The sequence below is a fragment of the Streptomyces sp. NBC_00459 genome, assembly GCF_036013955.1.
GTDB lineage: Bacteria > Actinomycetota > Actinomycetes > Streptomycetales > Streptomycetaceae > Streptomyces.
Window position 1 is genome coordinate 1,296,688 of sequence record NZ_CP107903.1, and the last position, 23,448, is coordinate 1,320,135.

A 23,448-nucleotide genomic window follows, 5' to 3' on the forward strand; every position below is an offset into this window, starting at 1 on the left:
GATGGTCGCACAGCTTTCCAGTCCCCTGCAGGGGCGCGTTGCGCGTCCGCGTTGTCAGGCGCCGCAGTCCCGGTGAGCGGGACGGAAAACGGTGGCTCAGCGGCTTTACGCGCAGCTTATTGATTGTACCGACCGTTAGGTCTACTTTACGCGGCAGGTGCACCGGAGTCGCAGACGGGCACGCGCCGCATCTCCCCTTCCCCACCCCCGCTCACCCTTGGAAGGCCGCCCATGACCCAGACACAGACCACCGCCCCGCAGGAAGGCGAGAGACCCCTCTCCACCCGGCGCAACGCCCTCGTCGTCGTCGCGCTCGTGTGGACCGTCCAGTTGGTCGCGCTCATGGCCGCGTTGTCCGGCATCGCGCAGGCCGAGGTCGCGATCCACTTCCGGACGACCGAGATCGCCTGGTTCACCCTGATGACGCTCCTGACAGGGACCTTCTTCCTGCCGTTCGCGGTCAAGGCCGCGGCACTCTTCGGCAAGAAGAAGGTGCTGCTCGTCGCCACCGGGCTGGGCTTCGTCGGCGACCTGATCGCCGCGCTCGCCACCGACTACCGCACCCTGCTCATCGGGCGCGGCATCGCGGGCATCTACGCGGCCACCGCCCCGCTGGCGTACGCGATCACGCGCGACGTGTTTCCCCGCCGCTGGGTCGGACTCGCCAGCGGCATCCTCGCCGGCGGCGTCGGCCTCGTCGCCTTCGGCGGGCCGTTCCTGTCCGGCTGGCTCCTGGACGACTACGGCTTCCGCGGCGTCCTGTGGTTCATGGCCATCAGCACCGCGGCAAGCTTCGTGCTGGTCGCGGCCTTCGTGCCCGAGAGCCCGATCCGCGCGGCGGGCGGCCGGATGGACTGGCTCGGCGGCATCCTCCTCGGCGGCGGCATCACGGCGCTCGTCTACGCCGTCGGCCAGGGCTCGCACTGGGGCTGGGACAGCGGCGAGTTCGCGACCTGGACCGCCGGGGCACTGATCGCGCTGATCGCCTTCATCATCGTCGAACGCCGTGTCGCCGAGCCCCTGTTCCCGCCGGCCATGACCCGGCGTCGCTCGGTGTGGACCGTCCTGCTGGCCACCTCCATCGCAGCCGGTTCGCTCAGCGCCGTCGGCGTCGTCATCCAGATGCTGATACTGATGCCGAAGATCCCCAACGTCTCCGAAGGCCTGGGCTGGTCCGGTACCCACAACGCCATCGTCACCAGCCCCATCAGCCTCATGATCATCGTGGCGGCGGTCAGCACCGGCTTCCTCGCCCGCCGCATGGACGCGCGGATCCTTCTCGGCGCCGGCTCGGCACTCACCGTCCTCGGCTACGGCATCGGCACCCAACTGCACCACAGCGCCCCGCAGATCGTGGGGATGGGCATCATCGCGGGGACCGGCACGGGCATGGTCATGGCCATCGCACCCATCATGATCATCGAGGTGGTCACCCCCGAGGAACAGGCGCTGGCCAACGGGGCCCAGACCCTCGGTCAGGGCGTCGCGCAGATCATCGTGTCCCAGCTGGCGTTCGTCGTGATGGCCCAGCACGGGGCGATCCTGCAGGGCACCCAGTTCTATCTCGACGAGGGCTTCACCAACGGGCTCTGGCTCGTCGTGGGTTGCTGCGCCGTGGGCACGCTGCTCGTCTCCCTGATCCCCAGGAGCAAGCGCCTCGACGAGGTCCAGGCCGGCCAGGCGGCCGTCTGACCTCTCGGTCGACGGCACACGGTACGCGGGACGGCCCCGCCGCTTCACCCGAGCGGCGGGGCCGTCCCGCGTCGCGCGGTTTCGTCCGCGAGGGGGCAGAAGGCACCGGCACGCCGTGCCGTGCCGCACAGCACAGCACAGCACTGGGCCCGATCCCCGGCGGTCCCTCGACGGAATGTCGGGGGACGGCGGTGGATCGGGCCCACGGCCACCGGCTTGCCGCCGCGCGCCTGTGAGTGTGAGGCAGCGGGACGACGTTCGCTCTAGCCGAACTGGTGCTTGAGGAAGGAGCCGGACCACGCCATCAGGTCGGACGGCACGTAGTAGTCCTTCTCGTCGTTGATGCTGTCCCAGTTCGCCGCGACGTCCTCGACGGTCGCCGGACCGTCCTGGTGGACGTACCCCTCGGTCGAGGCGATGAACAGGCGGGCGAAGCGGCCGGCGCCGGCCGTGTAGATCTCCCCGTTGACCGGGCAGCTCTCGTGGGCGAGGTACGCCACCATCGGCGCCACCGCCGCCGACGGCATGTGCGGCACACCAGGAACGGGCTGCGCGTCGTCCGGCTGCTCGCCCCCGCCCATGCGGGTCATCGCCGCCGGCGCGATCAGGTTGACCTTGATGTTGTGCGGCTCGCCGGCCAGCCGGGCGCTGCGGGCCAGGCCGACCGTGCCCGCCTTCGCCGCCGCGTACGACAGGTTGTTGTCGAGTCCGAACATGCCGCTGGAGGTGGTCAGTACGGCCCGCCCGTACCCCTGCTCGACGAAGTGCGGCCAGGCGGCCCGCAGCGTGTTGAACGAGCCGACGAGGTGTACGGCGAGGTGGCGCTCCAGGTTCTCCGCGTCGATCTCGGGCAGCCCGGCGTACCGGATGATCCCGGCATTGTTGACGAGGACGTCGATACGGCCGAAGTCCTCGATCGCGTGGTCGATGATCGCCTGGGCACCGGGCTGCGTGGACACGTCGTTGGTGTCGGCGACAGCCGTGCCGCCCGCGGCGGTGATCTCCTCGACGACCGTCTGCGCGGGGCCGATGTCCGAGCCGTCGCCCTCCATCGACCCGCCGAGGTCGTTGACGACGACCTTCGCGCCCCGCTCCGCCAGCAGACGGGCGTAGGCCCGGCCGAGCCCGCGGCCCGCGCCGGTGACGACGGCGACGCGTCCTTGGAAGCTGAACTCGCTCATAGGTGACTCCTGTTGTGCCGGGGTTGTGGGACGGTCGCCGTCCGCCGCGTACCGCACGGGGACTACCAGGTGACGGGCAACTCGCTGATACCGAAGGCGAGCGCGTCGGCCGGACGGAATTCGAGCTCGTCACGGTCGACGGCGAGGCGAAGGGCCGGGACGCGCCGGAAGAGCGTGCCGTAGACGACCTGGAGCTCGATGCGGGCGAGTTGCTGACCGAGGCACTGGTGGATGCCCCAGCCGAAGGCGACATGGTGGCTCGCCTTGCGGGTGAGGTCGAGCTTCTCCGGCTCGGGGAAGGCCTCCGGGTCCCAGTTCCCGGCGGGCAGCGGGACGACGATGCCGTCGCCCGCCTTGATCTCCACGCCCTCGAACTCGAAGTCCTCGGCGGCGATCCGGCGCTGCCCGAGCTGCGGAACGCTCAGATAGCGCAGGATCTCCTCGACCGCGTTCGCCACGGCCTTGGTGTCGTCGATCCCGCGCAGGTCCGCCAGCTGGCCGGGGTTCTCCAGCAGCAGGGCGGTACCCAGTGTGATCATGCTCGCGCTGGTCTCGTGTCCTGCGATCAGCAGGATCATGGACAGCATGACGGCCTCGGGAAGGGTGAGGTCGCCGTCCTTGATCCGCGCGGCGAAGTCCGAGAGGACGTCCTCGGCCGGGTCCTCCATCTTCTTCTGGAGCACTCCGGCCAGGTAGCCGCCCAGTGCCCTGTTCGCCGACTCCTGCTGCTCGGTCGACTTGTCGCTCCTGGTGGCCCAGGAGGCGTGTTCCTGGAAGAAGTCGTGGTCCTCGTACGGCACTCCGAGCAGTGCGCAGATCATCAGCGAGGGCAGCGGCAGTGACAGCGCGGTCACCAGGTTCGCCGGTTTGGGGCCCGCGAGCATCTTGTCGATGAGTTCGTCGGTGAACTCCTGGATCCTCGGCCGCAGCGCCTCCATGCGGGGGCGGGTGAACGGGCGGGTCATCATGCGGCGGATGCGCGTGTGGTCGGCGCCGTCGGCGTTGAAGATCGTGAGCGGGTGGTGGTGCGCCGTCTCCGCCATGGCCCGGTTCGGATAGGGGAACCCGGCCTGCTTGTCGTTCGAGCTGACCCGGGGATCGGACAGGATCGCCCGCTGCGCGGCATGGCCGGTGACCAGCCACGGGGTGCTGCCGTCCCAGATTCGGGCCCGGGAGACCGGGGCCTTGTCGTGCAGGGCGCGCAGCCCGGGGGGCGGTGCGAAGGGGCACTTGGCGTCCCGGTCGTCCTGATAGAAGTACACCTGCTCGTCGGGGGCGAGCGGGGTCTCTGCCTCAGCCATGGATTCTCCTCGAATGGTGGCGACGGAACGCACGCGGAACCGGGAGTGATCTCCTCCTCGGTCCGTCGCTCGGTCTATTCCTCGATACGGATGGCCAGCGCCGGGCAGATCGCGGCGGCGTTGCGCACGTCCTCGGCCAGTTCGGCGGGCGGGTTCTCGTCCAGGAGGACGACGATGCCGTCCTCGTCACGCTGGTCGAACACGTCCATGGCGGCGGACACGCACTGCCCGGCGGCGACGCACTTCTCCTCGTCGACAACAACCTTCATGGCGTCTCTCCTGAACCTTCAGTGGGTGGGTGCGGGTGCGGGTGCGAGCTCGACGGGGGCCTGGAGCGCGTCGACGACCTCCTGGCGGCGCAGCCGGGTCTGTTTGGGCATGTTCCAGCCGAGGACGCCGGTGACCCGGCCGTCCGCGCGATAGCGGACGACGAACCGGCGGGCCGCCAAGTCGCCCTCCACGACATCCACTTCGGCCTCGGCGGGCAGGAAGCCGTGGACCTGGAGCTTGGCGTCGAACTGGTCCGTCCAGAAGTACGGCACCGGCGCGTACGGCCGGTCCTCGCCCAGGATCACTCCGGCGACCGCCATCGCCTGCTCCGTGGCGTTGGTCCGGTTCTCCAGCCGGATCAGCCGGCCCAGGCCCTCGTGCTGCCAGCGGGCCACGTCACCCACCGCGTAGATCCCCTCGGCCGCCCGGCACCGCGCGTCACACACCACGCCGTTGTCCAGGGCGAGACCGCTGTCCGCCAGCCACTGTGTCGTCGGCACCGCACCGATCGCGACCACGACCGCATCGGCCGGCAGCACCTCGTCCGAGGCCAGCCGCACCCCGGACACCCGGCCGCCCTCGCCGGTCAGCCCGACGACGCCCTCGCCCAGCCGCAGTGTCACTCCGCGCTCGGCGTGCAGTTCGGCCAGCGCCCCCGACACCACCGGGCCCACCTGCGACGCCATCGGCGCCGCCAACGGGCCCGCCAGCGTCACCTCCAGGCCGAGCGTCCGTGCCGTCGCCGCGATCTCCGATCCCAGCACGCCCTCGCCGACGACCACCAACCGGCGGCCCGGCAGCAACTCGCCGCGCAACGCCAGCGCGTCGTCGAGCGTGCGCAGCACATGCACACCCGCCAGGTCGTCCTGCCCCGGGAACCTCCGCGCCCGCACACCCGTCGCGATCACGACCGCGTCGGCGTCCACCTGCCGTCCGGACTCCGTACGCACCGTCCGCGACACCGGATCAAGGCCCACCGCCGGATCACCCAGCACGAACTCGGCTTCCAGCGCGGCCAGTTGCTCCTGCGCCCGCAGCGCGGCGCGCGCCGGCTCCCAGGCACCGGACAGCACCTGCTTGGACAGCGGCGGCCGGTCGTACGGGGCATGCGGCTCGTCACCGAGCACCGTGATCCCACCCGCGAAGCCCTTGCGCCGCAGCGCCTCTACCGTGGACAGCCCGGCCGCGGAGGCGCCCACCACCAGGACGCGGGCCGTCATGCGGTCACCCCACGGGTGCCGTTCCTGACGTCGTCGTCGATGCTCATGCGTGCTCCATTGCAGCTGCGGCTCGATGCCTGGCTGAAAGTTATACCTGCCGGTCGGTACAAACAACCCTGCGCGGAGGATCCGTCGCCAACGGCCCCCTCCGCCCGGGCCGCTCAGGCCAGATAGCGGCCGCCGTTCGCGCTGAGCGTCTGGCCGGTCACATAGCTCGCCTCTTCGGAGGCCAGATAGGCCACCGCGTGGGCGATGTCCTCCGGGGTGCCGGCCCGCTTCATCGGCATCATGGCGGCGACCGCGTCGACGTCGACGGGGCCCTGGCGCACCAGCGGGGTGTCGATGAAGCCGGGCGGTACGTGGTTGACGGTGATCCCCTTCTCTATGTACTCGACCGCCAGCGCCCGGGTGAGGCCGATGACACCGCCCTTGGAGGCCGCGTAGTGCGCCATGGAGGGCGCGCCGGTCTGTGCGGACGAGGACGAGATGTTGACTATCCGGCCCCATCCCGCCTCGACCATGTCGGGCACCAGCTCCCTGGTGACCAGGAACGGGCCCTTGAGGTTGATCCCGATCATCCGGTCCCAGGCGGCCTCGCTGATGCTCGTGAAGGGCTCGTAGGCGGTCGTTCCGGCGTTGTTGACCAGGATCGCCACCGGACCGAGTTCCTCCCGGGTGCGGGCCGCCGAGGCCGCGACGGCCTCGGCGTCGGCCGCGTCACCGGCCACCGCGATCGCCGTGCCGCCCTCCTTGACGATCAGGGCGACGGTTTCCTCGGCGCCCTCGGCGTTCAGGTCCCAGACGGCGACCGCGGCCCCCTTGGCGGCGAGTACGGTCGCGATTCCCCGGCCGATGCCACGGGCGCCGCCGGTGACCACCGCGACCTTTCCGTGCAGTGTCATGCGTACTCCTTGAGTGATGGGGGTGTGCCGACGGGTCGCGCCCGGTCGGCGACGAACAGGGGCGATACAGGGCTCCGTCAGCCCTCCAGGGCCTCGCGGGCCGCGGTGCGGGCGGCGACGGCCCGGGGGAAGCCGGTGTAGCCGCTGGAGTGGTAGACGACCTCGGCGATCTCGTCCTCGGTCAGTCCGTTCGTCCGGGCGATACGGACATGTGTCTTCAGCTCGGTCTCGGCGCCGAGGGCGATGAGGATGCCCAGCGTCACCAGACTGCGGTCACGGGGAGCCAGTCCCTCGCGGCCCCACAGACCGCCCCAGACACCAAGAAGTCCGATGTCGACGAGGTCCTCGCCGAGGCGGCCGTCCCGTAGATCGACGTCGCCCTCGGGGAACACACCCGGCAGGGCGGCGCGCATGGCCTTCCAGCCGGCGGCCCGCAGATCGGCGGTCTCTTCGACACCCTTGTCGCTCATACCTGTACTCCCGTTGTGCGGCTTCACGTCCTTCAGCGAAAGTTAGATCAGACGGTCGGTACAATCAATGACTCGACAGAGATTCACATCCATTGCCCGGACCCGCCCTCTCATCTACCCTCACTGAATATTCGACCGAGCGGTCGACATATGAATCAAGGCTCACGCGGGAGAGCACATGAGCGACACGACGAAGACGAGCCCGGACCAGGTCGGCGCAGGCAGCACGGGCAGCACGGTGGACGTACTGGTCATCGGAGCCGGTGTCACCGGCATCTACCAGCTGTACCGGGCCCGGGAGGCCGGGTTCTCGGTGAAGCTGCTGGAGGCGGGGACCGGGGTGGGCGGCACCTGGTACTGGAACCGCTATCCCGAGGCGCGCTTCGACTCCGAGAGCTACACCTACGGCTACCTCTTCTCCAAGGAGCTGTGGGAGGAGTGGGAGTGGTCGGAGAAGTTCGCGGGCCAGCCGGAGATCGAGCGGTACTTCAACCACGTCGTCGACCGGTTCGACCTGCGCCGCGACATCTCCTTCGGCGTCAAGGTGACCGCGGCCGTCTTCGACGAGGCGTCCGGGGTCTGGACCGTGCGGGGCAGTGACGGCACCGAGGTCCGGGCCCGCTTCGTCGTCGCGGCGACCGGCAACCTCTCGGTGCCGTACATCCCGGCCGTCCCGGGACGCGAGGACTTCCGCGGCGCGCAGCACCACACCAGCCGCTGGCCGAAGACCCCCATCGACTTCACCGGCAAGCGGGTGGCCCAGATCGGCACCGGCTCCAGCGGTGTGCAGATCATCTCCGCGATCGCGGACGACGTGGACCGGCTGACCGTCTTCCAGAAGGACGCCGACTGGCTCACACCGCTCAACAACGGGCCGATCACGCCCGAGGAGCAGGCGGAGCTGAAGGCGAACTTCGAGTCCATCCGCGACACCCTGAACACTTCCCCGAGCGGGTTCCTGCACCAGATCGTCATGCGTTCCGGCCTCGAGGACAGCCCGGAGGACCGGCAGGCGTTCTACGAGGAGCGGTGGAACGGCCCCGGTTTCACCAAACTGACCGAGCACTACTACGACATGCTCTCGAACGAGACCGTGAACGCGGAGTGGTGCGCGTTCATGGCCGACAAGATCCGCAGCATCGTCAAGGACCCGGAGACGGCGGAGAAGCTGATCCCCAAGGCCCACGGCTACGGCGGACGGCGGCCCCCCTTCGGGACCGGCTACTACGAGACGTACAACAAGCCGAACGTCTCCCTCGTCGACATCAACGAGACTCCGATCACCCGCATCACCGAGGACGGGATCGAAACCGCCGCGGGCGTCGAGGAGTTCGACATCATCATCTGGGCGACGGGCTACGACTTCGGCACCGGCGCCCTCAACAGGCTCGGTGTGCAGGGGCGTCGGGGTCTCCCCCTGAAGGAGTACTGGTCGGACGGCCCGCGCACCTACCTCGGGATCGCGACGGCCGGCTTCCCGAACTTCTTCTTCCCCGGCGGGCCGCACGGCGCGACGGGCAACAACCCGCGGTACGCCGGCGACCAGGTGGAGATCGTCACCGACGCGGTGATTCACGCACGCGACCACGGTCACGACGTCATCGAGGTGACCGAGGCCGCCGAGGAGGAGTGGACGGACAGCGTGAACAACAGCACGATGTCCTCCTTCCTGGAGAGCAGCTACTTCTCCGGAGGCAACATCCCCGGCAAGCCGGTCAAGCAGCTGCTGAACCCGAGCGGACGCTGGAGGCTCCAGGAGCTGATCCGCGAGGCGGTCCAGAACGACTTCCCCGCCCTCACCTTCTCCAAGGCCACGGAGCGCAGGAGCGAGGCCTGAGCACACGGAAAGCCGATGCTCGTGCCACCCGATCCGTCGGGTGGCACGAGCATCGGCTTTCCGTGACACGGCGAGGTGCTGACGCGTCCGCGCCTTACGGCAGGAAGGTCGTGACCCTCCGCTGGAACTTCCACGCGCCGTCGTGGTGGCGCAGCGTGTCGTCGTAGCGGCCGACGAGCTGCACCGCCCAGCCCGACTCGCCGCGCTGGAAGAACGCCAGGTCACTGATCGCTGTGGCCTCCTCCTCGGTGTACGAGGTGACCACCGTGTTGGCCACCAGGTGCAGCTGCGGCTGGGTCGGCGCGAAGGCCGCGAAGCCCTCGCGGATCGCGTCCCGGCCCTCGAAGGTCGCGATACCGGCGATCTCGGCGACGCCGTCGGGCACGAACAGTTCGGCGAGCTCGGCGTTGCGGCCGGTGTCCAGCGCCTGCGCGTACGCGGCGATGGCGGTGTGCACTCCGGTGGTGACCGACGCCTCGGCGTCGGCGGAAGTGGTGCTCATCTCTCTCCAAGGTCAAGTCGAAGGGGCGACACGCGGTCAGACCTGGTACGTCGTCTTCCTGCGGCGGAGCAGCCAGGTGCCGTCGACCCTGGTCAGCTCGTCCTCGTAGTGCCCGACGACCTGGACCGCCCAGCCCGACTCGCCGCGCTGGAGGAAGGCCACGTCACTCGTGGCCGTCGCCTCGTCCTCGGCGGCGGAGGTGACGACCGTGTTGGTGACCAGGTGCAGCTGCGGCTTCTCCGGCGCCCAGCCCTTGAAGGCCGCGCGGAGGGCGTCGTGCCCCTGGAGGGGGTCCGTGCCCGGCAGTTCCAGGACCCCGTCGGGTGTGTACAGCGCGACGATCTCGTCGGTGCGTCCGGCGTCCTGGGCCCGAGTGTGCGTCCCGATCACGGAACGGACGCCGGCAGCCACCCACGCCTGTGTGGATTCGCTCATCATCTCCCCAACAGTCGATGTTTCGACCACTGAGTCTATTGCTGAACGCAAGACAATAAAAAGGGCTTCGACGAAGCAAGTTCCAGTTGTTGACCGACCGGTATAATCTAAATAGCATGCCGACGACCGTCGACGAGGACCGTCGCGTGAGGAGGCGTTAGTCATGACGAAGCGTTGGAAGCAGCGTCCGCCGGGCTCGACCTGGGGCGACTGGGGCGAGGACGACGAGCTGGGCCGGATCAACCTGCTCACCCGGGAGAAGGTCCTTCAGGGCGTGCGCGAGGTCGAGCACGGCATCGCCTTCAGTCTCAGCCTGCCGCTCGACCATCCCGGTGGCTCGGCCATGAACCAGCGCCGCTACCCGCCGATCCTGCGCCCCACCGAAGACCTCCAGCACAACCAGGACGTCTTCTACAACATCAAAGCCAGCGAACACTTCTCCCCCGACCTCATCGACGTCTGGTCCGACGACGTGGTCACCCTCTGGCCGCAGTACTCCACCCAGTGGGACGCCCTCGCCCACCAGGGCGCCGAGTTCGACGCCGACGCCGACGGGATCGCCGAAGCCGTCTACTACAACGGCTACCGCGCCGGCACCGACCTCGTCGGACCGCAGGAAGACGCCAAGGGCGACGGCAGCGGCAGCCTCGGCTTCGCCCGCCACCTCGGCCTCGAACACATGGCGGAACACGGCGTCCAGGGACGCGGCGTCCTCATCGACATCGCCCACCACCTCGGCACCGACTACCAGCCGGTCACCTACCGGCAGTTGCGCGCCATCATGGACGCCGACAACGTCACCGTCGAACCCGGCGACATCGTCCTGCTCCACACCGGCTTCGCCACCCAGATCCTCGCCTGGAACAAGAACCCCGACCCGGTCGCGATCCATCAGACCGCCGCCTACCTCGACGCCCACGACCCCGAGATCCTCCAATGGATCACCGACTCCCAGCTCGCCGGCCTCGTCGCCGACAACTACGCCGTCGAGGGAGTCGGCGTCGGCAACGAGACCGGCCCCCACTCCCTCCTGCCCATCCACCACCTCTGCCTCTTCAAACTCGGCGTCCCCCTCGGCGAACTGTGGTACCTCGACAAACTCGCCACCTGGCTGCGCGAACACCACCGCACCCGATTCCTCCTCACCGCACCCCCGCTGAACCTCCCGGGAACGCAAGGCAGCCCCCTGACTCCGGTGGCCACCGTCTGACACGGACACCGCCAAAGGGAGGGGGCCCAGGACCGAGTCCTGGGCCCCCTCCCTTCGTCCCCCTTGCCTTTGTTCCCCTTGGCGGTCAGACCGCCGCGATCCGCCGCAGCGTCTCGGCGATCGTGTCCTGCGACGGCAGCCACACCCGCTCCAGCGAGGGCGCGTACGGCGCCGGCACATGCGGCGGGGCCACCCGGGTCACCGGAGCGTCCAGGTGCCAGAAGCCCTCGTCCACGGCGAGCGCTGCCAGTTCGGCTCCGACGCCGAAGTCCCGTACGGCCTCGTGGGCGATGACCAGGCGGTTGGTCTTGGCGAGGGAGGCGAGGACGGTCTCCCGGTCCAGCGGGGCGACCGTGCGCAGGTCGATCACCTCCACGCTCACCCCCTCGGCGGCGAGCAGGTCGGCGGCGGCCAGGCAGTCCTGGACCATCCGCGACCAGGAGACCAGGGTGATGTCGGTGCCCTCACGGATCACCTTGGCCTTGCCCAGCGGGATCAGGTGGTCGGCCGGCGGACGCGGGCCCTTGAGGCCGTACTGGAGCCGGTTCTCCACGAAGACCACCGGGTTCGGGTCCTGGATGGCGGCACGCAGGAGGCCGTATGTGTCGGCCGGGTTGGACGGCATGACCACCGTCAGACCCGGGATGTGGGCGAGCAGGGCCTCCAGGCTCTGCGAGTGCTGGCTGCCCGAGGAGCGGCCCGCGCCGAACTGGGTGCGTACGACGAGCGGCATGGAGGCCCGGCCGCCGGTCATGAACCGCAGCTTGGCCGCCTGGTTCAGGAGCATGTCGAGGCAGACGCCGATGAAGTCCATGTACATGATCTCGACCACCGGCTTCATCCCGGCCATGGCCGCCCCGACCGCCGTACCGAGGATGGCGCTCTCACTGATCGGGGTGTCACGGACCCGGCCGGGGAAGGCGTCCGCCAGGCCACGGGTCAGGCCGAAGACGTTGCCGCCCGCGCCGATGTCGATCCCGGCGAGGAACACATCGGGATCGGCGGCGAGTTCGTGCTCCAGCGCGAGACGTACGGCGTCCATGGAGCGGAAGACCTCACCTTCGGCGGGGGCCGGCTCGGGGATCGTGGAGCGCGGCGCCGAGACGAAGTCGTACAGGGTCTCGGGGGCCGGTTCGGGCAGGCTCCTCGCCCACTCCACGGCCGCCTCGATCTCGTTGTCGATCTCCTCGTCGACGGCGTCGGCCAGTTGGGCCGGGACACCGGCCGCCGTCAGGTGCCGGCGGGCGACCAGCAGCGGGTCCCGGTCCTTGGCTGCCGCGACCTCCTCGGCGCTGCGGTAGCGCTCGGGGTCGCCCTCGTAGTGGCCGTGCCAGCGGTAGGTCTCGGCCTCGACGAGGACGGGCCCCGCGCCGCCGCGCAGGCGTTCCACCACGTCGTTCATCAGCCCGGCCACCGCGAGGACGTCGTTGCCGTCGACGTGCGCGTAGTCGATGCCGTACCCGGCGGCGCGGGCGGAGAGCGGGGCGCGGTGCTGTGCGGACGCGGGCGAGAACTCGGAGTAGTGGTTGTTCTCGCACAGGAAGACCACGGGCAGATCCCATACGGCGGCCAGGTTGACTGCCTCGTGGAACATGCCCTGGGCGACCGCGCCGTCCCCGAAGAACGCCACGACCACATCACCGGCGGCGCGCAGCTTGGCCGCGGTGGCCACCCCGGTGGCGATCGGCAGGCCTGCGCCGACGATGCCGTTGGCGCCGTAGATCCCGAGGCCCGGGTCGGCGATGTGCATCGATCCGCCGCGGCCGTGGCAGGTCCCGGCCTCCTTGCCCATCAGCTCGGCCATCATGGACGCCGTGTCGAGGCCCTTGGCCAGGACGTGGCCGTGCCCCCGGTGGGTGGAGGTGATCCCGTCGCCGGGGCCCAGCGGCCAGCAGGCGCCCACCGCACTGGCCTCCTGACCGATCGACAGGTGCAGGAAGCCGGGGATCTCCGTCGCCTTGTACAGCACGGACGCCCGCTCCTCGAAGCGCCGGATGCGTCGCATGCGGCGGTACATTTCCAGGAGCTGTTCCGCGTGCGCGGAACCGGCGGAACCGGTCGTTGTCTGGTGGGGTGCCTCGGTCGTCATGCGCGTCCTCGCAATGATCGCGCGGGCGGTACAAGGCCGCGCCGCCGGAGTCCATCTTTTAATGTACCGTCTGGTCTAGCAAACTGGTCAAGCACAATAGAACGAGGTCCCGGACCTGCTTCCCCCCGGATGTGCCACCGGCCGTCCGGACGCGGGCCCGAGGCCATGTCCCATCGACACGTCGAAATGTCGACACATCAGGCGGGGAGAACCACATGCCACGACCACCGGGTCACGGGCCGGACTACGAGGTCCGACGCCAGAAGATCATCGACACCGCCGCGACCCTCTTCGCCCGTCATGGCTACGCGGCGACCTCGATCAACGAACTGGGCCGTGCGGTCGGGCTCGCCAAGGGTGCCCTGTACTACTACATCGGGTCCAAGGAGAACCTGCTGATCGAGATCCAGTCGCGGGTGATGGACCCGCTCCTGTCCCGCGCCCGGGAGATCGCGGGCCTCGACGCGGACCCGCTGGTACGGCTGCGGCTGCTGTCGGAGTCGCTGCTGACGATCATCTTCCGCAGGCTCGACCACATCTGGGTCTACGAACACGACTACCGCAGCCTCACCGGCGACTACCTCGACACGCTGCTGGGCCAGCGCGCGGAGTTCGAGCAACTGGTCCGGGGGCTGCTCACGGAGGCCGTGGAGCAGGGCACCTTCCGCGCGGTCGAACCGCACCTGGCCACCCTGCAGTTCCTGAATCTGCACAACCACACCTACCAATGGGTGAAGCCGGACGGCGACTGGGACGCCTCGTACCTGTCCAGCGAGTACTGCGACACCCTGCTGCGGGGATTCGGAGCACCCGGCGCCGCCCTGCCGGACGTGGAGGAGGAGGCCGCCGCCTTCAAGCGCGACCGGCCGGACCTGCCGCTCGACCCCGAGGCCGTGTGGCAGCCCGCCGCCCTGGCGAGCTGAGCCCGCCGGCACAACCGGCATGTCCGGTACAGCCGGTACAGGGGGCCCGCGGTACGCACCGCGGGCCTCTTCTTGTCCCGCACCGGGTCGCCCGTCTCACGCCTGCTTCAGCAACGCCCGGGCGACGACGTCGCGTTGGATCTCGTTGGTGCCCTCGCCGATCTCCAGGATCTTCGCGTCTGCGTAGAACCGCGAGATCTCCGACTCCCGCACATAGCCGTAGCCGCCGTGGATCTGCACCGCCTGGGAGGCGGCCCGGTTGGCCACCTCGGAGGCGTACAGCTTGGCCATGGCGGCCTCCGTGCCGTACGGGCGCCCCTGATCGGCGAGCCAGGCCGCCCGGTAGACCATCCAGCGGGCGGCCTGGAGCTCCGTACCGATGTCGGCGATCTTGTGGGCGACCGCCTGGAAGGCCGACAGCGGGCGGCCGAACTGGTGGCGTTCCGTGGCGTGTTTGACGGCCAGCGCGAGTGCCGCCCTGGTCAGCGACAGACCCAGCGCGGCGACGCTGACCCGGCCCTTGTCGAGGACGGCGAGGAACTGGCGCAGCCCGTTGCCCTCTTCGCCGATCAGATGGTCGTCGGCGATCCAGCAGTCCTCGAAGACCAGCTCCCGGGTGTCCATGGCGTGCCAGCCGAGCTTCTTCAGCTTGGCGCCGCAGCTGTAACCGGGTGTGCCGGTCGGGACGTAGAAGGTGGCGAACCGTTTCCGCCCGTCCTCGCCCTTGCCGGTCGTGGCCAGCAGGGTGACACCCTGGCTGATGTCGGTGCCGGCGTTGGTGATGAACATCTTGGTGCCGTTGATCAGCCAACCACCGTCCGCACGGCGGGCCGTGGTGGTGATGCCCGCCGCGTCGGAACCGGCGCCGGGCTCGGTCAGGCCGAACGCCCCGATGGCCTCGCCTCTGGCCAGCGGGGTCAGCCAGCGCTGCTTCTGCGTCCGGGTGCCGTAGGTCAGGAGCGGGAGCGTGGCGATGGTCGAGTGCGCGTTCCAGGAGGAGGCGACCGACTGGTCGGCCGCGCCGAGTTCCTCCATGACCGCGACGTACGACACCATGTCCGAGCCGGCGCCGCCGTACTCCTCGGGCACGAGCATGCCCATCAGGCCGAGTTCGCCGAGCTTGGTGAAGATCTTGGTCGGGAACGTCTCGGTCTCGGACCACTCCGCGGCGTTCGGAGCTATCTCCTTCGCCGCGAACTCGCGGACCATCTCCTGGAGGTCCCGGGTCTCCTCCGGCAGGTCGAAATCCATGTCACAGTCCCTTCGGAGTGAGGAGCACCTTGAGGTGCCTGGCCCGGTCGGCGGCCAGGTCCGCGAAGACCCCGGCTCCGTCCGCGAGCGGAAAACGCCCGGTGACCAGAGCGGAGGCATCCAAGCGCCCGGTGCTCATCAGGTCGATCACCCGGGGGATGTCGAAGTTGTAGCCGAGCGTCCCGGCCACGGACCGCTCGTAGAAGACGAGTTGCCCCATATCGAACTCGACGCTGCCGTGCCCGACACCGGCGAGCACGACCCGTCCGCCGCGCCGGACGGTGGCGACCGCCTGCCCGGCCAGCGCGGGCACACCGGTCGCGTCGATGACGACGTCGGGGCCGATGCGTCCGGTCCTCAGGAACACCTCACGGCGTACGTCCGTCTCGCGCGGGTCGAAGGCCTCGGTGACGCCGAGGCCGAGCAGCAACTCGCGGCGCCCCGCGAGGGGTTCGCTCACATAGAGCCCGGCCGCACCGGCGATACGGGCCGCGAGAACCACGGCGACGCCGATCGGGCCTCCGCCGACGACCAGGACGTTGTCGCCGGGCCGCACTCCCGCGCGGGTGACCGCGTGCAGGCCCACGGCAAGGGGTTCGGCGACGGCCGCCATCTCGTCGCTGACGTTGTCGGGCAGCCGGGTCAGCCCGCCGAGCGGCACGGTGACGCGGTCGGCGAAGGCACCGGGCGAGGCGAGACCGACGGAGCCGCTCCTGGGGCAGATGTGGTACTCGCCGCGTGCGCACCAGAAGCAGACTCCGCAGCTCCAGACGGGGTCGGCGGTCACCCGGTCGCCGACCGCGATGCCGGGTGTCTCGGTGCCCAACGCGACGACCGTGCCGCTGAGTTCATGGCCGAGGGCGAGGGGTGGGGCGGCGCCGGTGAGGGGGTGGGGGCTGTCGCGGATCATGTGGGGGCCTTCGAGGAACTCGTGCAGGTCTGTTCCACAGATTCCGGACCAGGTCACGTCCACGACGGCCTCGTGGGGGGCGGGGGCGGGCGGGTCCGGGACCTCCTCCAGCCGTAGGTCTCGTGCGGCGTGCCAGCGCAGTGCCTGCATGGTCCGCCCTCCTTTCGGTTCGTGGTGTCGGCTTTGTACGTACGCGCGGGTCCGTTGGGGCTGGTCGCGCAGTTCCCCGCGCCCCTACGGGGGGCGCCCTTACGGGGCGTCCCCGAATCGGGCCTTGCCTGGGCCCTCGGCCAGGAACGACTCGATGCCCGTCGTCGCGTCCTGCGTGCCGAACACCCCGGTGAACAGGGAGCGTTCCAGGGCGAGGCCGGCTGACATGGAGGTGTCGGTGCCGTGGTTGACGGCCTCCTTGATGGCCTCCAGGGCTGCTGCCGGGCCCTCGGCGAGGCGGTGGGCGTAGCGGAGGGCGGTGGCATGCGCCTCCGGTGCCGGGACCACCTCGTCCACCAGGCCCAGTCGCAGGGCCTCCGGCGCGTCCACCCGGCGGCCGGTCATCAGCAGGTTCTTGGTCCGGGACGGGCCGATCAGACGGGTCAGCCGCTGGGTGCCGCCCGAGCCCGGGATGATCCCGAGCAGCACCTCGGGCTGGCCGAGGAGCGCGTCGTCGGCCGCGATGCGGTAGTCGGCGGCGAGGGCCAGTTCGAGGCCGCCGCCGAGCGCGTACCCGGTGATCGCCGCGACGACCGGCATGGGCAGTTGGGCCACCTCGTCGAAGGTGCGCTGCAACGCCCGGTTCCAGCCCCGCACCTCCTCGACGCCCATCGCGGCGAGCGCCTTGACGTCCGCACCGGCGGCGAACAGCCGTTCACCGCCGTAGAGCACGACGGCCCGCACCCGGGGCGAGTCGGCCAGTTCGCGTACGCGGGCGGCCAGTTCGTCGCGCTGGACGGTGTCGAAGGCGTTCAGCGGTGGGTGGTCGAGGCGGACCGTGACAACGGGTCCGTCGGTGTCGAGACGGATGCGCGGCACCAGGGCCTCCTCATCGGGGGAAACAAGGCGAACCCACCGGCGCGCGGATGGTTGTCGATGCGTTCGCGTCGTCGTACAGTTCGGCCAGCAAGTTTTATAGACCAAGAGGTACACTAAATCGTGGTAGTGGGCAACCAACCGGCCGGAACCCGCCTTTCCGTATGAGCGGTGGCAAGAAGCATTCGCCGTGCAGACACAGAGCGAGAGAGACCCGTGCACAATTTCGCGAGCATCCTCGATTACCACCTGACCCAGCGGCCCGAATCCGTGGTCGTCACCCAGGAGGACCGCCGTCTGACGGTGCGCGAGCTCCACGACCGGGTCAACCGGCTGGCCGCGGGCCTGACGGAGCTGGGCGTCCGGCGCGGTGACGTCGTCGGGCTGCTGCTCTACAACCGGCCGGAGTTCCTGGAACTGGTCTATGCGGCCAACCGCGTCGGGGCGGTCTTCCTCCCGCTGAACTACCGCCTGTCCGAGGAGGAATGGGCGTACATTCTGGGCCACTCCCAGGCGAAGGCGATCATCACCGAACCGGAGTTCGTTCGGGCGGCCGACCGGATCGCCGGAAAACTCGGCGCTCTGGAGCACCGCATCCTGGTGGACGGCGAAGCGGAATCGGACGAGTGGACCGATTACGAGGCGCTGCTCGACCGGCACCCGGGCGCCCGGGTGGATCCCGTCGAGGTCGGGCCGGACGATCTCCAGCGGCTGATGTACACCTCGGGCACCACCTCACGCCCCAAGGGTGTGCGCATCACGTACGGCAACCTGCACGCGAAGAACGTGTCCCAGATCGTCCACTTCGGCCTCACCGCGGCGGACACCACACTCGTGGCCGGGCCGCTCTACCACGTCGGCGGCCTGGACATGCCGGCCCTTCCGGTGCTGTACGCGGGCGGCGGTGTGGTTCTCCAGCGCAAGTTCGACGCGCCCGGTGTACTGAGGGCCATCGAGGAGCACAAAGTCACCAACGCCTGGCTGGCGCCGGTGATGGTGAACGCCGTCCTGGAGGTCCCGGACCGGGAGTCGTACGACACCACCTCGATGCGCTTCATCGTGGGCGGCGGCGAGAAGACCCCGGAGCCGGTACTGCGGCGCATCATGACCGCGTTCCCGAACGCCTGGTTCGCCGATGCCTACGGTCTGACCGAGACGGTCTCGGGCGACACCTTCCTCGACCGCGAGCACGCCCTGTCCAAACTGGGCTCGGTCGGCCGGCCCGTGCCGCACACCCGGATCCGGATCGTCGACGACACCGGCAAGGAGGCCCCGGCGGGCGAGCTCGGCGAGATCACGCTGCGCGGCCCGAAGGTCTTCGCGGGCTACTGGCGCGACGAGAAGGCGACCGCCGCGGCCCTGCGGGACGGCTGGTTCCACACCGGCGACATCGGACACGTCGACGAGGAGGGCTTCCTCTACATCGACGACCGCAAGAAGGACATGATCGTCTCCGGCGGCGAGAACATCGCCACCCCCGAGGTCGAGCGGGTCCTGTACGAACACCCGGCCGTACTGGAAGCGGCGGTCGTCGGCCTGACCCACCCGCGCTGGGGCGAGGTGCCGCGCGCCTTCGTGGTGTTCCGGCCGGGCACGGACGCCGGCGTCGAGGAGCTGCGGGAGTTCTGCTCCGAGCGCCTGGCGAAGTTCAAGGTGCCGGCCCGTTTCGACGTCGTCGACGAACTCCCCCGTACGCCCTCGGGCAAGGTCCTCAAGCGGACGCTGCGCGACATCCCGGCGGGAAGCTGAGCGGGTCCGGACGGGGGCGGACCCGAAGGGGTTCGGGCGGGGGCGGATCTGAGGCGGCGGCGGCCGTCTTTCGCTGCGCGACGTGGACGGCCCTTCGGCTGCCGGCCGCGAGCTGCCGGGAGCCTGTCGCGCCCGCGCGGCGGAGCCGCAGATCGCCCCGGCCCCGCACCCCTGTCGGGGCGGGTCTCAGCCCGCGAGGAGAAGGTCCTCGGCGACTGCCTTCACCGCGTTCACCACGAGCGGCGCCACGAGTTCCAGGGAGGAGCTGCCGTCCCCCACCACCGAGATCGCGCCGATCGGACCTTCGGGGCCGCGCAGGGCGAGGCCGACGCAGCCGAGGTCGGGGAAACACTCTCCGCGGTCGATCGCCAGGCCGTTGCGGCGGCGCACTGTGCGGAGTTCGCGGTGCAGGTGGTCGAGGTGGCCGATGCTGTGGTCGGTCCGGCGCTCGATCAGCTGTGCGTACCGCGCGTCGATCTCCTCCGGGCTCAGCCAGGCGAGCATGGCCTTGCCGAGCCCGGTGCAGTGGGCGACCGCGCGGCCCCCGACCTTCGACGGGATGTCGACCGCCGCCCGGCCTCCCACCTTGTCCAGGTAGTAGATCTCGGGCCCGTCCAGCACGGCCAGATGGACGACCATTCGCGTACGGACGGCCAGGTCCAGGAGGTGGGGCGCAGCGGCCGACCGCAGCGCGCTGTGGCCGATCTCCCGGCCGCCCAGACCGAGCGCCCGCCGCCCCAGCGTGTACCCGGCCACCGTGTGCCGCAGCCAGTCCAGGCGGACCAGCTGGTCGAGTATCCGGTGGGTGGTGGAACGCGGGAGATGGGTCCGGCGCGAGACCGTCTCGAGTGTCAGGTGGGTGTGCGGACGCTCGAAGAGATCCATGATCAGCGTCACGCGCTCCATCATCGACGGAGGCAGTACCTGCCCGACGACCTCGGAGGGTCGCGAGTCCAGGCGAAGGGCAGACGTCATCGTCGGTGCCTCTCTGCTCAAACTGAAATCAATTCTAGTTCGGCTTCGGCGTCAAGGTACCAATGCCACGGGCCGCAGAGAAAGAGTCGTGCACCGAATAATTGGGGCGGTCGGTCTATTAATCCCGGGGCGCAAAAAAGTACCGCTCCCCGGAAGACTGCTTCCGGGGAGCGGTACGTCGGCCGATGTCAGCCCTGGGTGAGGTCCAGGGCGATGTCCACGATCATGTCCTCCTGGCCGCCGACCAGCCCGCGCCTGCCGACCTCCTGGAGGATCGTGCGGGCGTCGAGTCCGTAGCGCTCGGCCGCCGCCTCGGCGTGGCGCAGGAAACTGGAGTAGGCGCCGGCATAGCCGAGGGTGAGGGTCTCCCGGTCGACGCGCACCGGTCGGTCCTGGAGCGGGCGGACCAGGTCCTCGGCAGCGTCCTGGAGGGCGAACAGGTCGCAGTCGTGCTTCCAGCCCTGGAGGTTGGCGACGGCGATGAACGGCTCGATCGGGCAGTTGCCCGCGCCGGCGCCCTGTCCCGCGAGCGACGCGTCGACCCGGGCCACCCCCTCCTCGACCGCCACCACCGAGTTGGCCACCGAGAGGGACAGGTTCTCGTGCGCGTGGATGCCGATCTGGGTCTCCGGATCGAGCACGTCCCGATAGGCGCGGATGCGGTCGCGCACCCCGTCCATGGTCAGCCGGCCGCCGGAGTCGGTGACGTACACACAGTGCGCGCCGTACGACTCCATCAGCTTCGCCTGTCCGGCGAGGACCTCCGGGGACGCCATGTGGGCCATCATCAGGAACCCGGAGACGTCCATGCCGAGTTCGCGGGCGGTGGAGATGTGCTGGGCGGCGACGTCCGCCTCCGTGCAGTGCGTGGCGATGCGCACCGAGCGGACGCCCATGGCGTAGGCCCGCTTGAGTTCGACGATCGTGCCGATCCCGGGCAGCAGGAGGGAGGTGAGGGTGGCGCGCTCGATGACATCGGCCGCCGCCTCGATCCACTCCCAGTCGGTGTTGCTGCCCGGCCCGTAGTTGAGGCTGCCGCCGGCCAGACCGTCGCCGTGGGCGACCTCGATGGCGTCCACGCCCGCCCGGTCGAGCGCCCTGGAGATCTTCGCGACGAACTCGGGGGTGATCCGGTGCCGGACGGCGTGCATACCGTCCCGGAGGGTGACGTCCTGGACGTAGAGCCTGGGGGTGGCGGTCACTTGGTCACCTCGGTGGTCGCCTCGGAGGGGAATCGCTGGGCGATGCGCTCGGCGACGCGCAGGGCGGCCGAGGTCATGATGTCGAGGTTGCCGGCGTAGGCGGGCAAGTAGTGGGCGGCGCCCTCCACTTCGAGGAAGACGGAGACCTTGGTGGTCGCCTCGGAGGGGTCGCCGGTGAAGAGGGTGTGCACCGGGTCGCCCTCGGGGACCGGTGTGAACTGGACCTGCTGCTTGAGCCGGTAGCCCGGCACGTACTCGGCGACCGCCGCGACCATCTCCTCGACGGAGGCGCGGATCGCCTCGTGGTCGGCGTCGCCGATCAGGCAGTACACCGTGTCCCGCATGATCAGTGGCGGTTCGGCCGGGTTGAGGACGATGATCGCCTTGCCGCGCCGGGCGCCGCCCACCTTCTCGATCGCCCCGGACGTCGTCTCGGTGAACTCGTCGATGTTGGCCCGGGTGCCGGGTCCGGCCGACTTGGAGGCGATCGACGCGACGATCTCGGCGTAGGGCACGGGAGTCACGCGGCTGACGGCGTGGACGATCGGGATCGTCGCCTGGCCGCCGCAGGTGACCATGTTCAGGTTGTCGACAGCGTTGTCGGCGGCATCGGCGTTCGCGAGGTGCTCGTCCAGGTTCACCGGCGGCACCACGAACGGGCCGATGGCCGCCGGGGTGAGGTCGACGAGGCGTTTGCCGTACGGGGCGAGCTTCCTGGCGTTCTCGACGTGGGCCTTCGCCGACGTGGCGTCGAAGACGATGGCGATCTCGTCGAAGCCCTCCATGCCGATCAGTCCGTCCACGCCCTCGTGCGTGACGGGTACCTTCAGCCGGGCGGCGCGCGCCAGTCCGTCCGAGTCAGGGTCGATGCCCACCATCGCGGCCATCTCCAGGGTGTCGGACAGACGCAGCACCTTGATCATCAGGTCGGTGCCGATGTTGCCGGAGCCGATAACGGCCACCTTGGTCTTCGTCATCCGTGCTCCTTGGGGGCCTTGGGATCCTTGGGGTCGCTGCGTTGCTTGCGGTCCTGGCGTTCCTGGCGTTCCTGGGTGGAGAAGACCGCTGTCACTGATCCCAGGCCCGACAACTCGGCCCGTACGGTGCTGCCCGGCGGGGTGGGGACGAGCGGGCCCAGGGCGCCCGAGAGCACGATCTGGCCGGCGCGCAGCGGGTCGCCGAACTCCCTGGCGGTACGGGCAAGCCACAGCAGCGCCGCCAGGGGGTCGCCGAGGCAGGCGGCTCCGGTCCCCTCGGAGGCGAGCACGCCGTCGGCGTACAACCGCATGGTCACGTCACGGGGTTCGAACTCCTTGAGGTCGACGCGCTCGCCGCCGAGGACGAACAGGCCGCTGGAGGCGTTGTCGGCGATCGTGTCCGTGATCGCGATGTCCCAGTCGGCGACCCGGCTGTCCACGATCTCCAGCGCGGCCACGGCGTGTCCGACCGCCGAGCGGACCCGTTCGATGTCGAGGTCGTCGTCGTCCAGGTCGGCGGCGAGCACGAACGCGATCTCCGCCTCGACCCGGGGCTGCAGCAGGCGCCCACTGGGTACCTCCGGTAGCGCGGAGACGTCCATGTCGTCGAGCAGGACCCCGAAGTCCGGTCGGTCTACGCCTACTTGGCGCTGGACGGACTCGGAGGTGAGGCCTATTTTCCGGCCCACCACCCGTGCGCCGGCGGTTAGGCGGCCGGCGATGACGTGTTGCTGGACGGCGTAGGCGAGGGCTATGTCGGTGCTGCCCAGGAGGTCCCGTACGGGGGCACAGGGTTTTCCGGCGTGGGCCGCGTCGGTCAGTCGCGCGGCTGCCTCGGCGACGGGCGTCGGTTTCCCGGTGTCTGTCATTCGCATCCTCAACTTTTGCGGTGCGCTCCGCCAGGGAGGCGGTTCTTCGTCCGCGGGTTCGTGGTGGCTTGTCGCGCCCACGCGGCGGAGCCGCACATCGATACAGCCCCGCGCCCCTCAGGAGGGGCGCGTCTCCCGTGTCCCTTCTTCGCCAGAACCGCTTCGGCACCCAGCCTGAGCGGCCTCGGTGTACCGCAGGTGCAGGCATTCCGCTCAGCGGGACTGCGGGGTCTGTCGGTGGGTCTCGGTGAGCGAGATGGCTGAACAGCGCGGGCGTGACGGCTCGTTACCGTCGTCGGCAGGGCCTGTCGTTTGGATCACGCCGACTTCAGCCGCGGCGCCATTTGTCTGCCGGTGAGCAGGGCGTGGTGCGTGCAGCTGCAAGGCGGAGGAGGGCGTCAACGCGATGGGGGTCCCCCCCGGTCGAGCGAAGTCGAGAGTGGGGGAGTTGGCAACC

At 69.8% G+C, this 23,448-nt stretch carries 21 protein-coding genes; 5 read left to right on the top strand and 16 right to left on the bottom strand.

Going from position 1 to position 23,448, the window contains the following annotated elements; genetic code table 11:
• Positions 1 to 231 precede the first annotated feature (231 nt).
• Complete coding sequence (locus tag OHN74_RS05440) at positions 232 to 1,692, top strand: MFS transporter (protein WP_327693388.1); 1,461 nt, start codon at positions 232 to 234, stop codon at positions 1,690 to 1,692.
• Positions 1,693 to 1,955: 263 nt separating this feature from the next.
• On the opposite strand, the gene OHN74_RS05445 is transcribed toward OHN74_RS05440, so the two are convergent.
• From OHN74_RS05445 to OHN74_RS05470, 6 genes are all read right to left on the bottom strand, one after another.
• Entirely contained in the window at positions 1,956 to 2,873 is a 918-nt protein-coding gene (locus OHN74_RS05445; RefSeq protein ID WP_327693389.1) for an SDR family NAD(P)-dependent oxidoreductase, read from the bottom strand.
• A 62-nt stretch (positions 2,874 to 2,935) separates the two neighbouring features.
• Positions 2,936 to 4,174 (bottom strand): cytochrome P450, encoded by a 1,239-nt coding sequence (locus tag OHN74_RS05450; RefSeq protein ID WP_327693390.1) that lies wholly within the window; start codon positions 4,172 to 4,174, stop codon positions 2,936 to 2,938.
• Between the two features lie 74 nt (positions 4,175 to 4,248).
• On the bottom strand, positions 4,249 to 4,443 hold the full coding sequence (locus OHN74_RS05455) for a ferredoxin (RefSeq protein WP_327693392.1): 195 nt from the start codon (positions 4,441 to 4,443) through the stop codon (positions 4,249 to 4,251).
• An 18-nt stretch (positions 4,444 to 4,461) separates the two neighbouring features.
• Positions 4,462 to 5,664 (bottom strand): NAD(P)/FAD-dependent oxidoreductase, encoded by a 1,203-nt coding sequence (locus OHN74_RS05460; protein WP_327693394.1) that lies wholly within the window; start codon positions 5,662 to 5,664, stop codon positions 4,462 to 4,464.
• Positions 5,665 to 5,825: 161 nt separating this feature from the next.
• Positions 5,826 to 6,566: an SDR family NAD(P)-dependent oxidoreductase gene (locus OHN74_RS05465; protein WP_327693396.1), complete on the bottom strand. Its 741-nt coding sequence runs from the start codon at positions 6,564 to 6,566 to the stop codon at positions 5,826 to 5,828.
• 77 nt (positions 6,567 to 6,643) lie between these two features.
• Positions 6,644 to 7,036, bottom strand: coding sequence for a carboxymuconolactone decarboxylase family protein (locus OHN74_RS05470; protein ID WP_327693397.1), 393 nt, complete (start codon positions 7,034 to 7,036; stop codon positions 6,644 to 6,646).
• A 178-nt stretch (positions 7,037 to 7,214) separates the two neighbouring features.
• Here OHN74_RS05470 and OHN74_RS05475 point away from each other — a divergent pair, with 178 nt between their 5' ends.
• Positions 7,215 to 8,873: a flavin-containing monooxygenase gene (locus OHN74_RS05475; RefSeq protein ID WP_327693398.1), complete on the top strand. Its 1,659-nt coding sequence runs from the start codon at positions 7,215 to 7,217 to the stop codon at positions 8,871 to 8,873.
• Between the two features lie 94 nt (positions 8,874 to 8,967).
• Here the strand turns inward: OHN74_RS05475 and OHN74_RS05480 are convergent, their stop codons facing one another.
• On the bottom strand, positions 8,968 to 9,375 hold the full coding sequence (locus OHN74_RS05480) for a nuclear transport factor 2 family protein (RefSeq protein WP_327693399.1): 408 nt from the start codon (positions 9,373 to 9,375) through the stop codon (positions 8,968 to 8,970).
• Positions 9,376 to 9,411: 36 nt separating this feature from the next.
• Positions 9,412 to 9,813, bottom strand: coding sequence for a nuclear transport factor 2 family protein (locus OHN74_RS05485; RefSeq protein WP_327693400.1), 402 nt, complete (start codon positions 9,811 to 9,813; stop codon positions 9,412 to 9,414).
• Between the two features lie 160 nt (positions 9,814 to 9,973).
• On the opposite strand from OHN74_RS05485, the gene OHN74_RS05490 reads away from it, so the two are divergent.
• Positions 9,974 to 11,020: a cyclase family protein gene (locus OHN74_RS05490; RefSeq protein WP_327693402.1), complete on the top strand. Its 1,047-nt coding sequence runs from the start codon at positions 9,974 to 9,976 to the stop codon at positions 11,018 to 11,020.
• A gap of 85 nt (positions 11,021 to 11,105) precedes the next feature.
• Here OHN74_RS05490 and OHN74_RS05495 read toward each other — a convergent pair whose 3' ends face one another.
• The gene (locus tag OHN74_RS05495; RefSeq protein WP_327693403.1) at positions 11,106 to 13,109 is read right to left on the bottom strand and encodes an alpha-ketoacid dehydrogenase subunit alpha/beta; all 2,004 of its coding nucleotides are present in this window, start codon (positions 13,107 to 13,109) and stop codon (positions 11,106 to 11,108) included.
• A gap of 215 nt (positions 13,110 to 13,324) precedes the next feature.
• Between OHN74_RS05495 and OHN74_RS05500 the strand changes: the two genes are divergently transcribed.
• Positions 13,325 to 14,032: a TetR/AcrR family transcriptional regulator gene (locus OHN74_RS05500; RefSeq protein ID WP_327693404.1), complete on the top strand. Its 708-nt coding sequence runs from the start codon at positions 13,325 to 13,327 to the stop codon at positions 14,030 to 14,032.
• 96 nt (positions 14,033 to 14,128) lie between these two features.
• Here the strand turns inward: OHN74_RS05500 and OHN74_RS05505 are convergent, their stop codons facing one another.
• The 3 genes from OHN74_RS05505 to OHN74_RS05515 all read right to left on the bottom strand — a co-directional run bounded on the left by OHN74_RS05505 (position 14,129) and on the right by OHN74_RS05515 (position 17,222).
• The gene (locus OHN74_RS05505) at positions 14,129 to 15,283 is read right to left on the bottom strand and encodes an acyl-CoA dehydrogenase family protein (protein ID WP_327693405.1); all 1,155 of its coding nucleotides are present in this window, start codon (positions 15,281 to 15,283) and stop codon (positions 14,129 to 14,131) included.
• Between the two features lies 1 nt (position 15,284).
• The gene (locus tag OHN74_RS05510) at positions 15,285 to 16,343 is read right to left on the bottom strand and encodes an alcohol dehydrogenase catalytic domain-containing protein (RefSeq protein ID WP_327693406.1); all 1,059 of its coding nucleotides are present in this window, start codon (positions 16,341 to 16,343) and stop codon (positions 15,285 to 15,287) included.
• Positions 16,344 to 16,442: 99 nt separating this feature from the next.
• The gene (locus OHN74_RS05515) at positions 16,443 to 17,222 is read right to left on the bottom strand and encodes an enoyl-CoA hydratase/isomerase family protein (protein WP_327693408.1); all 780 of its coding nucleotides are present in this window, start codon (positions 17,220 to 17,222) and stop codon (positions 16,443 to 16,445) included.
• 213 nt (positions 17,223 to 17,435) lie between these two features.
• Between OHN74_RS05515 and OHN74_RS05520 the strand changes: the two genes are divergently transcribed.
• Positions 17,436 to 18,968 carry an acyl-CoA synthetase gene (locus OHN74_RS05520; RefSeq protein ID WP_327693409.1) on the top strand — a complete coding sequence of 511 codons (1,533 nt, stop codon included), beginning with the start codon at positions 17,436 to 17,438 and terminating at the stop codon, positions 18,966 to 18,968.
• Between the two features lie 186 nt (positions 18,969 to 19,154).
• Here OHN74_RS05520 and OHN74_RS05525 read toward each other — a convergent pair whose 3' ends face one another.
• From OHN74_RS05525 to OHN74_RS05540, 4 genes are all read right to left on the bottom strand, one after another.
• A complete protein-coding gene (locus OHN74_RS05525; RefSeq protein WP_327700001.1) occupies positions 19,155 to 19,877 on the bottom strand; it encodes an IclR family transcriptional regulator in 723 nt (240 codons plus the stop codon).
• 254 nt (positions 19,878 to 20,131) lie between these two features.
• Positions 20,132 to 21,145 (bottom strand): 4-hydroxy-2-oxovalerate aldolase, encoded by a 1,014-nt coding sequence (gene dmpG, locus OHN74_RS05530; protein ID WP_327693410.1) that lies wholly within the window; start codon positions 21,143 to 21,145, stop codon positions 20,132 to 20,134.
• A complete protein-coding gene (locus OHN74_RS05535) occupies positions 21,142 to 22,122 on the bottom strand; it encodes an acetaldehyde dehydrogenase (acetylating) (RefSeq protein ID WP_327693411.1) in 981 nt (326 codons plus the stop codon). Before OHN74_RS05535 ends, dmpG begins: the two co-directional genes overlap by 4 nt.
• Positions 22,119 to 22,991 carry a 2-keto-4-pentenoate hydratase gene (locus OHN74_RS05540; RefSeq protein WP_327693412.1) on the bottom strand — a complete coding sequence of 291 codons (873 nt, stop codon included), beginning with the start codon at positions 22,989 to 22,991 and terminating at the stop codon, positions 22,119 to 22,121. The genes OHN74_RS05535 and OHN74_RS05540 overlap by 4 nt, the downstream gene beginning before the upstream one ends.
• Positions 22,992 to 23,448 lie beyond the last annotated feature (457 nt).

What these genes read in the sequence shown, in the direction of transcription:
- OHN74_RS05440 (WP_327693388.1), top strand. Translation starts at nt 232, where the DNA reads ATGACCCAGACACAGACCACCGCCCCGCAGGAAGGCGAGAGACCCCTC.
- OHN74_RS05445 (WP_327693389.1), bottom strand. Translation starts at nt 2,873, where the DNA reads ATGAGCGAGTTCAGCTTCCAAGGACGCGTCGCCGTCGTCACCGGCGCG.
- OHN74_RS05450 (WP_327693390.1), bottom strand. Translation starts at nt 4,174, where the DNA reads ATGGCTGAGGCAGAGACCCCGCTCGCCCCCGACGAGCAGGTGTACTTC.
- OHN74_RS05455 (WP_327693392.1), bottom strand. Translation starts at nt 4,443, where the DNA reads ATGAAGGTTGTTGTCGACGAGGAGAAGTGCGTCGCCGCCGGGCAGTGC.
- OHN74_RS05460 (WP_327693394.1), bottom strand. Translation starts at nt 5,664, where the DNA reads ATGACGGCCCGCGTCCTGGTGGTGGGCGCCTCCGCGGCCGGGCTGTCC.
- OHN74_RS05465 (WP_327693396.1), bottom strand. Translation starts at nt 6,566, where the DNA reads ATGACACTGCACGGAAAGGTCGCGGTGGTCACCGGCGGCGCCCGTGGC.
- OHN74_RS05470 (WP_327693397.1), bottom strand. Translation starts at nt 7,036, where the DNA reads ATGAGCGACAAGGGTGTCGAAGAGACCGCCGATCTGCGGGCCGCCGGC.
- OHN74_RS05475 (WP_327693398.1), top strand. Translation starts at nt 7,215, where the DNA reads ATGAGCGACACGACGAAGACGAGCCCGGACCAGGTCGGCGCAGGCAGC.
- OHN74_RS05480 (WP_327693399.1), bottom strand. Translation starts at nt 9,375, where the DNA reads ATGAGCACCACTTCCGCCGACGCCGAGGCGTCGGTCACCACCGGAGTG.
- OHN74_RS05485 (WP_327693400.1), bottom strand. Translation starts at nt 9,813, where the DNA reads ATGATGAGCGAATCCACACAGGCGTGGGTGGCTGCCGGCGTCCGTTCC.
- OHN74_RS05490 (WP_327693402.1), top strand. Translation starts at nt 9,974, where the DNA reads ATGACGAAGCGTTGGAAGCAGCGTCCGCCGGGCTCGACCTGGGGCGAC.
- OHN74_RS05495 (WP_327693403.1), bottom strand. Translation starts at nt 13,109, where the DNA reads ATGACGACCGAGGCACCCCACCAGACAACGACCGGTTCCGCCGGTTCC.
- OHN74_RS05500 (WP_327693404.1), top strand. Translation starts at nt 13,325, where the DNA reads ATGCCACGACCACCGGGTCACGGGCCGGACTACGAGGTCCGACGCCAG.
- OHN74_RS05505 (WP_327693405.1), bottom strand. Translation starts at nt 15,283, where the DNA reads ATGGATTTCGACCTGCCGGAGGAGACCCGGGACCTCCAGGAGATGGTC.
- OHN74_RS05510 (WP_327693406.1), bottom strand. Translation starts at nt 16,343, where the DNA reads ATGCAGGCACTGCGCTGGCACGCCGCACGAGACCTACGGCTGGAGGAG.
- OHN74_RS05525 (WP_327700001.1), bottom strand. Translation starts at nt 19,877, where the DNA reads ATGATGGAGCGCGTGACGCTGATCATGGATCTCTTCGAGCGTCCGCAC.
- OHN74_RS05535 (WP_327693411.1), bottom strand. Translation starts at nt 22,122, where the DNA reads ATGACGAAGACCAAGGTGGCCGTTATCGGCTCCGGCAACATCGGCACC.
- OHN74_RS05540 (WP_327693412.1), bottom strand. Translation starts at nt 22,991, where the DNA reads ATGACAGACACCGGGAAACCGACGCCCGTCGCCGAGGCAGCCGCGCGA.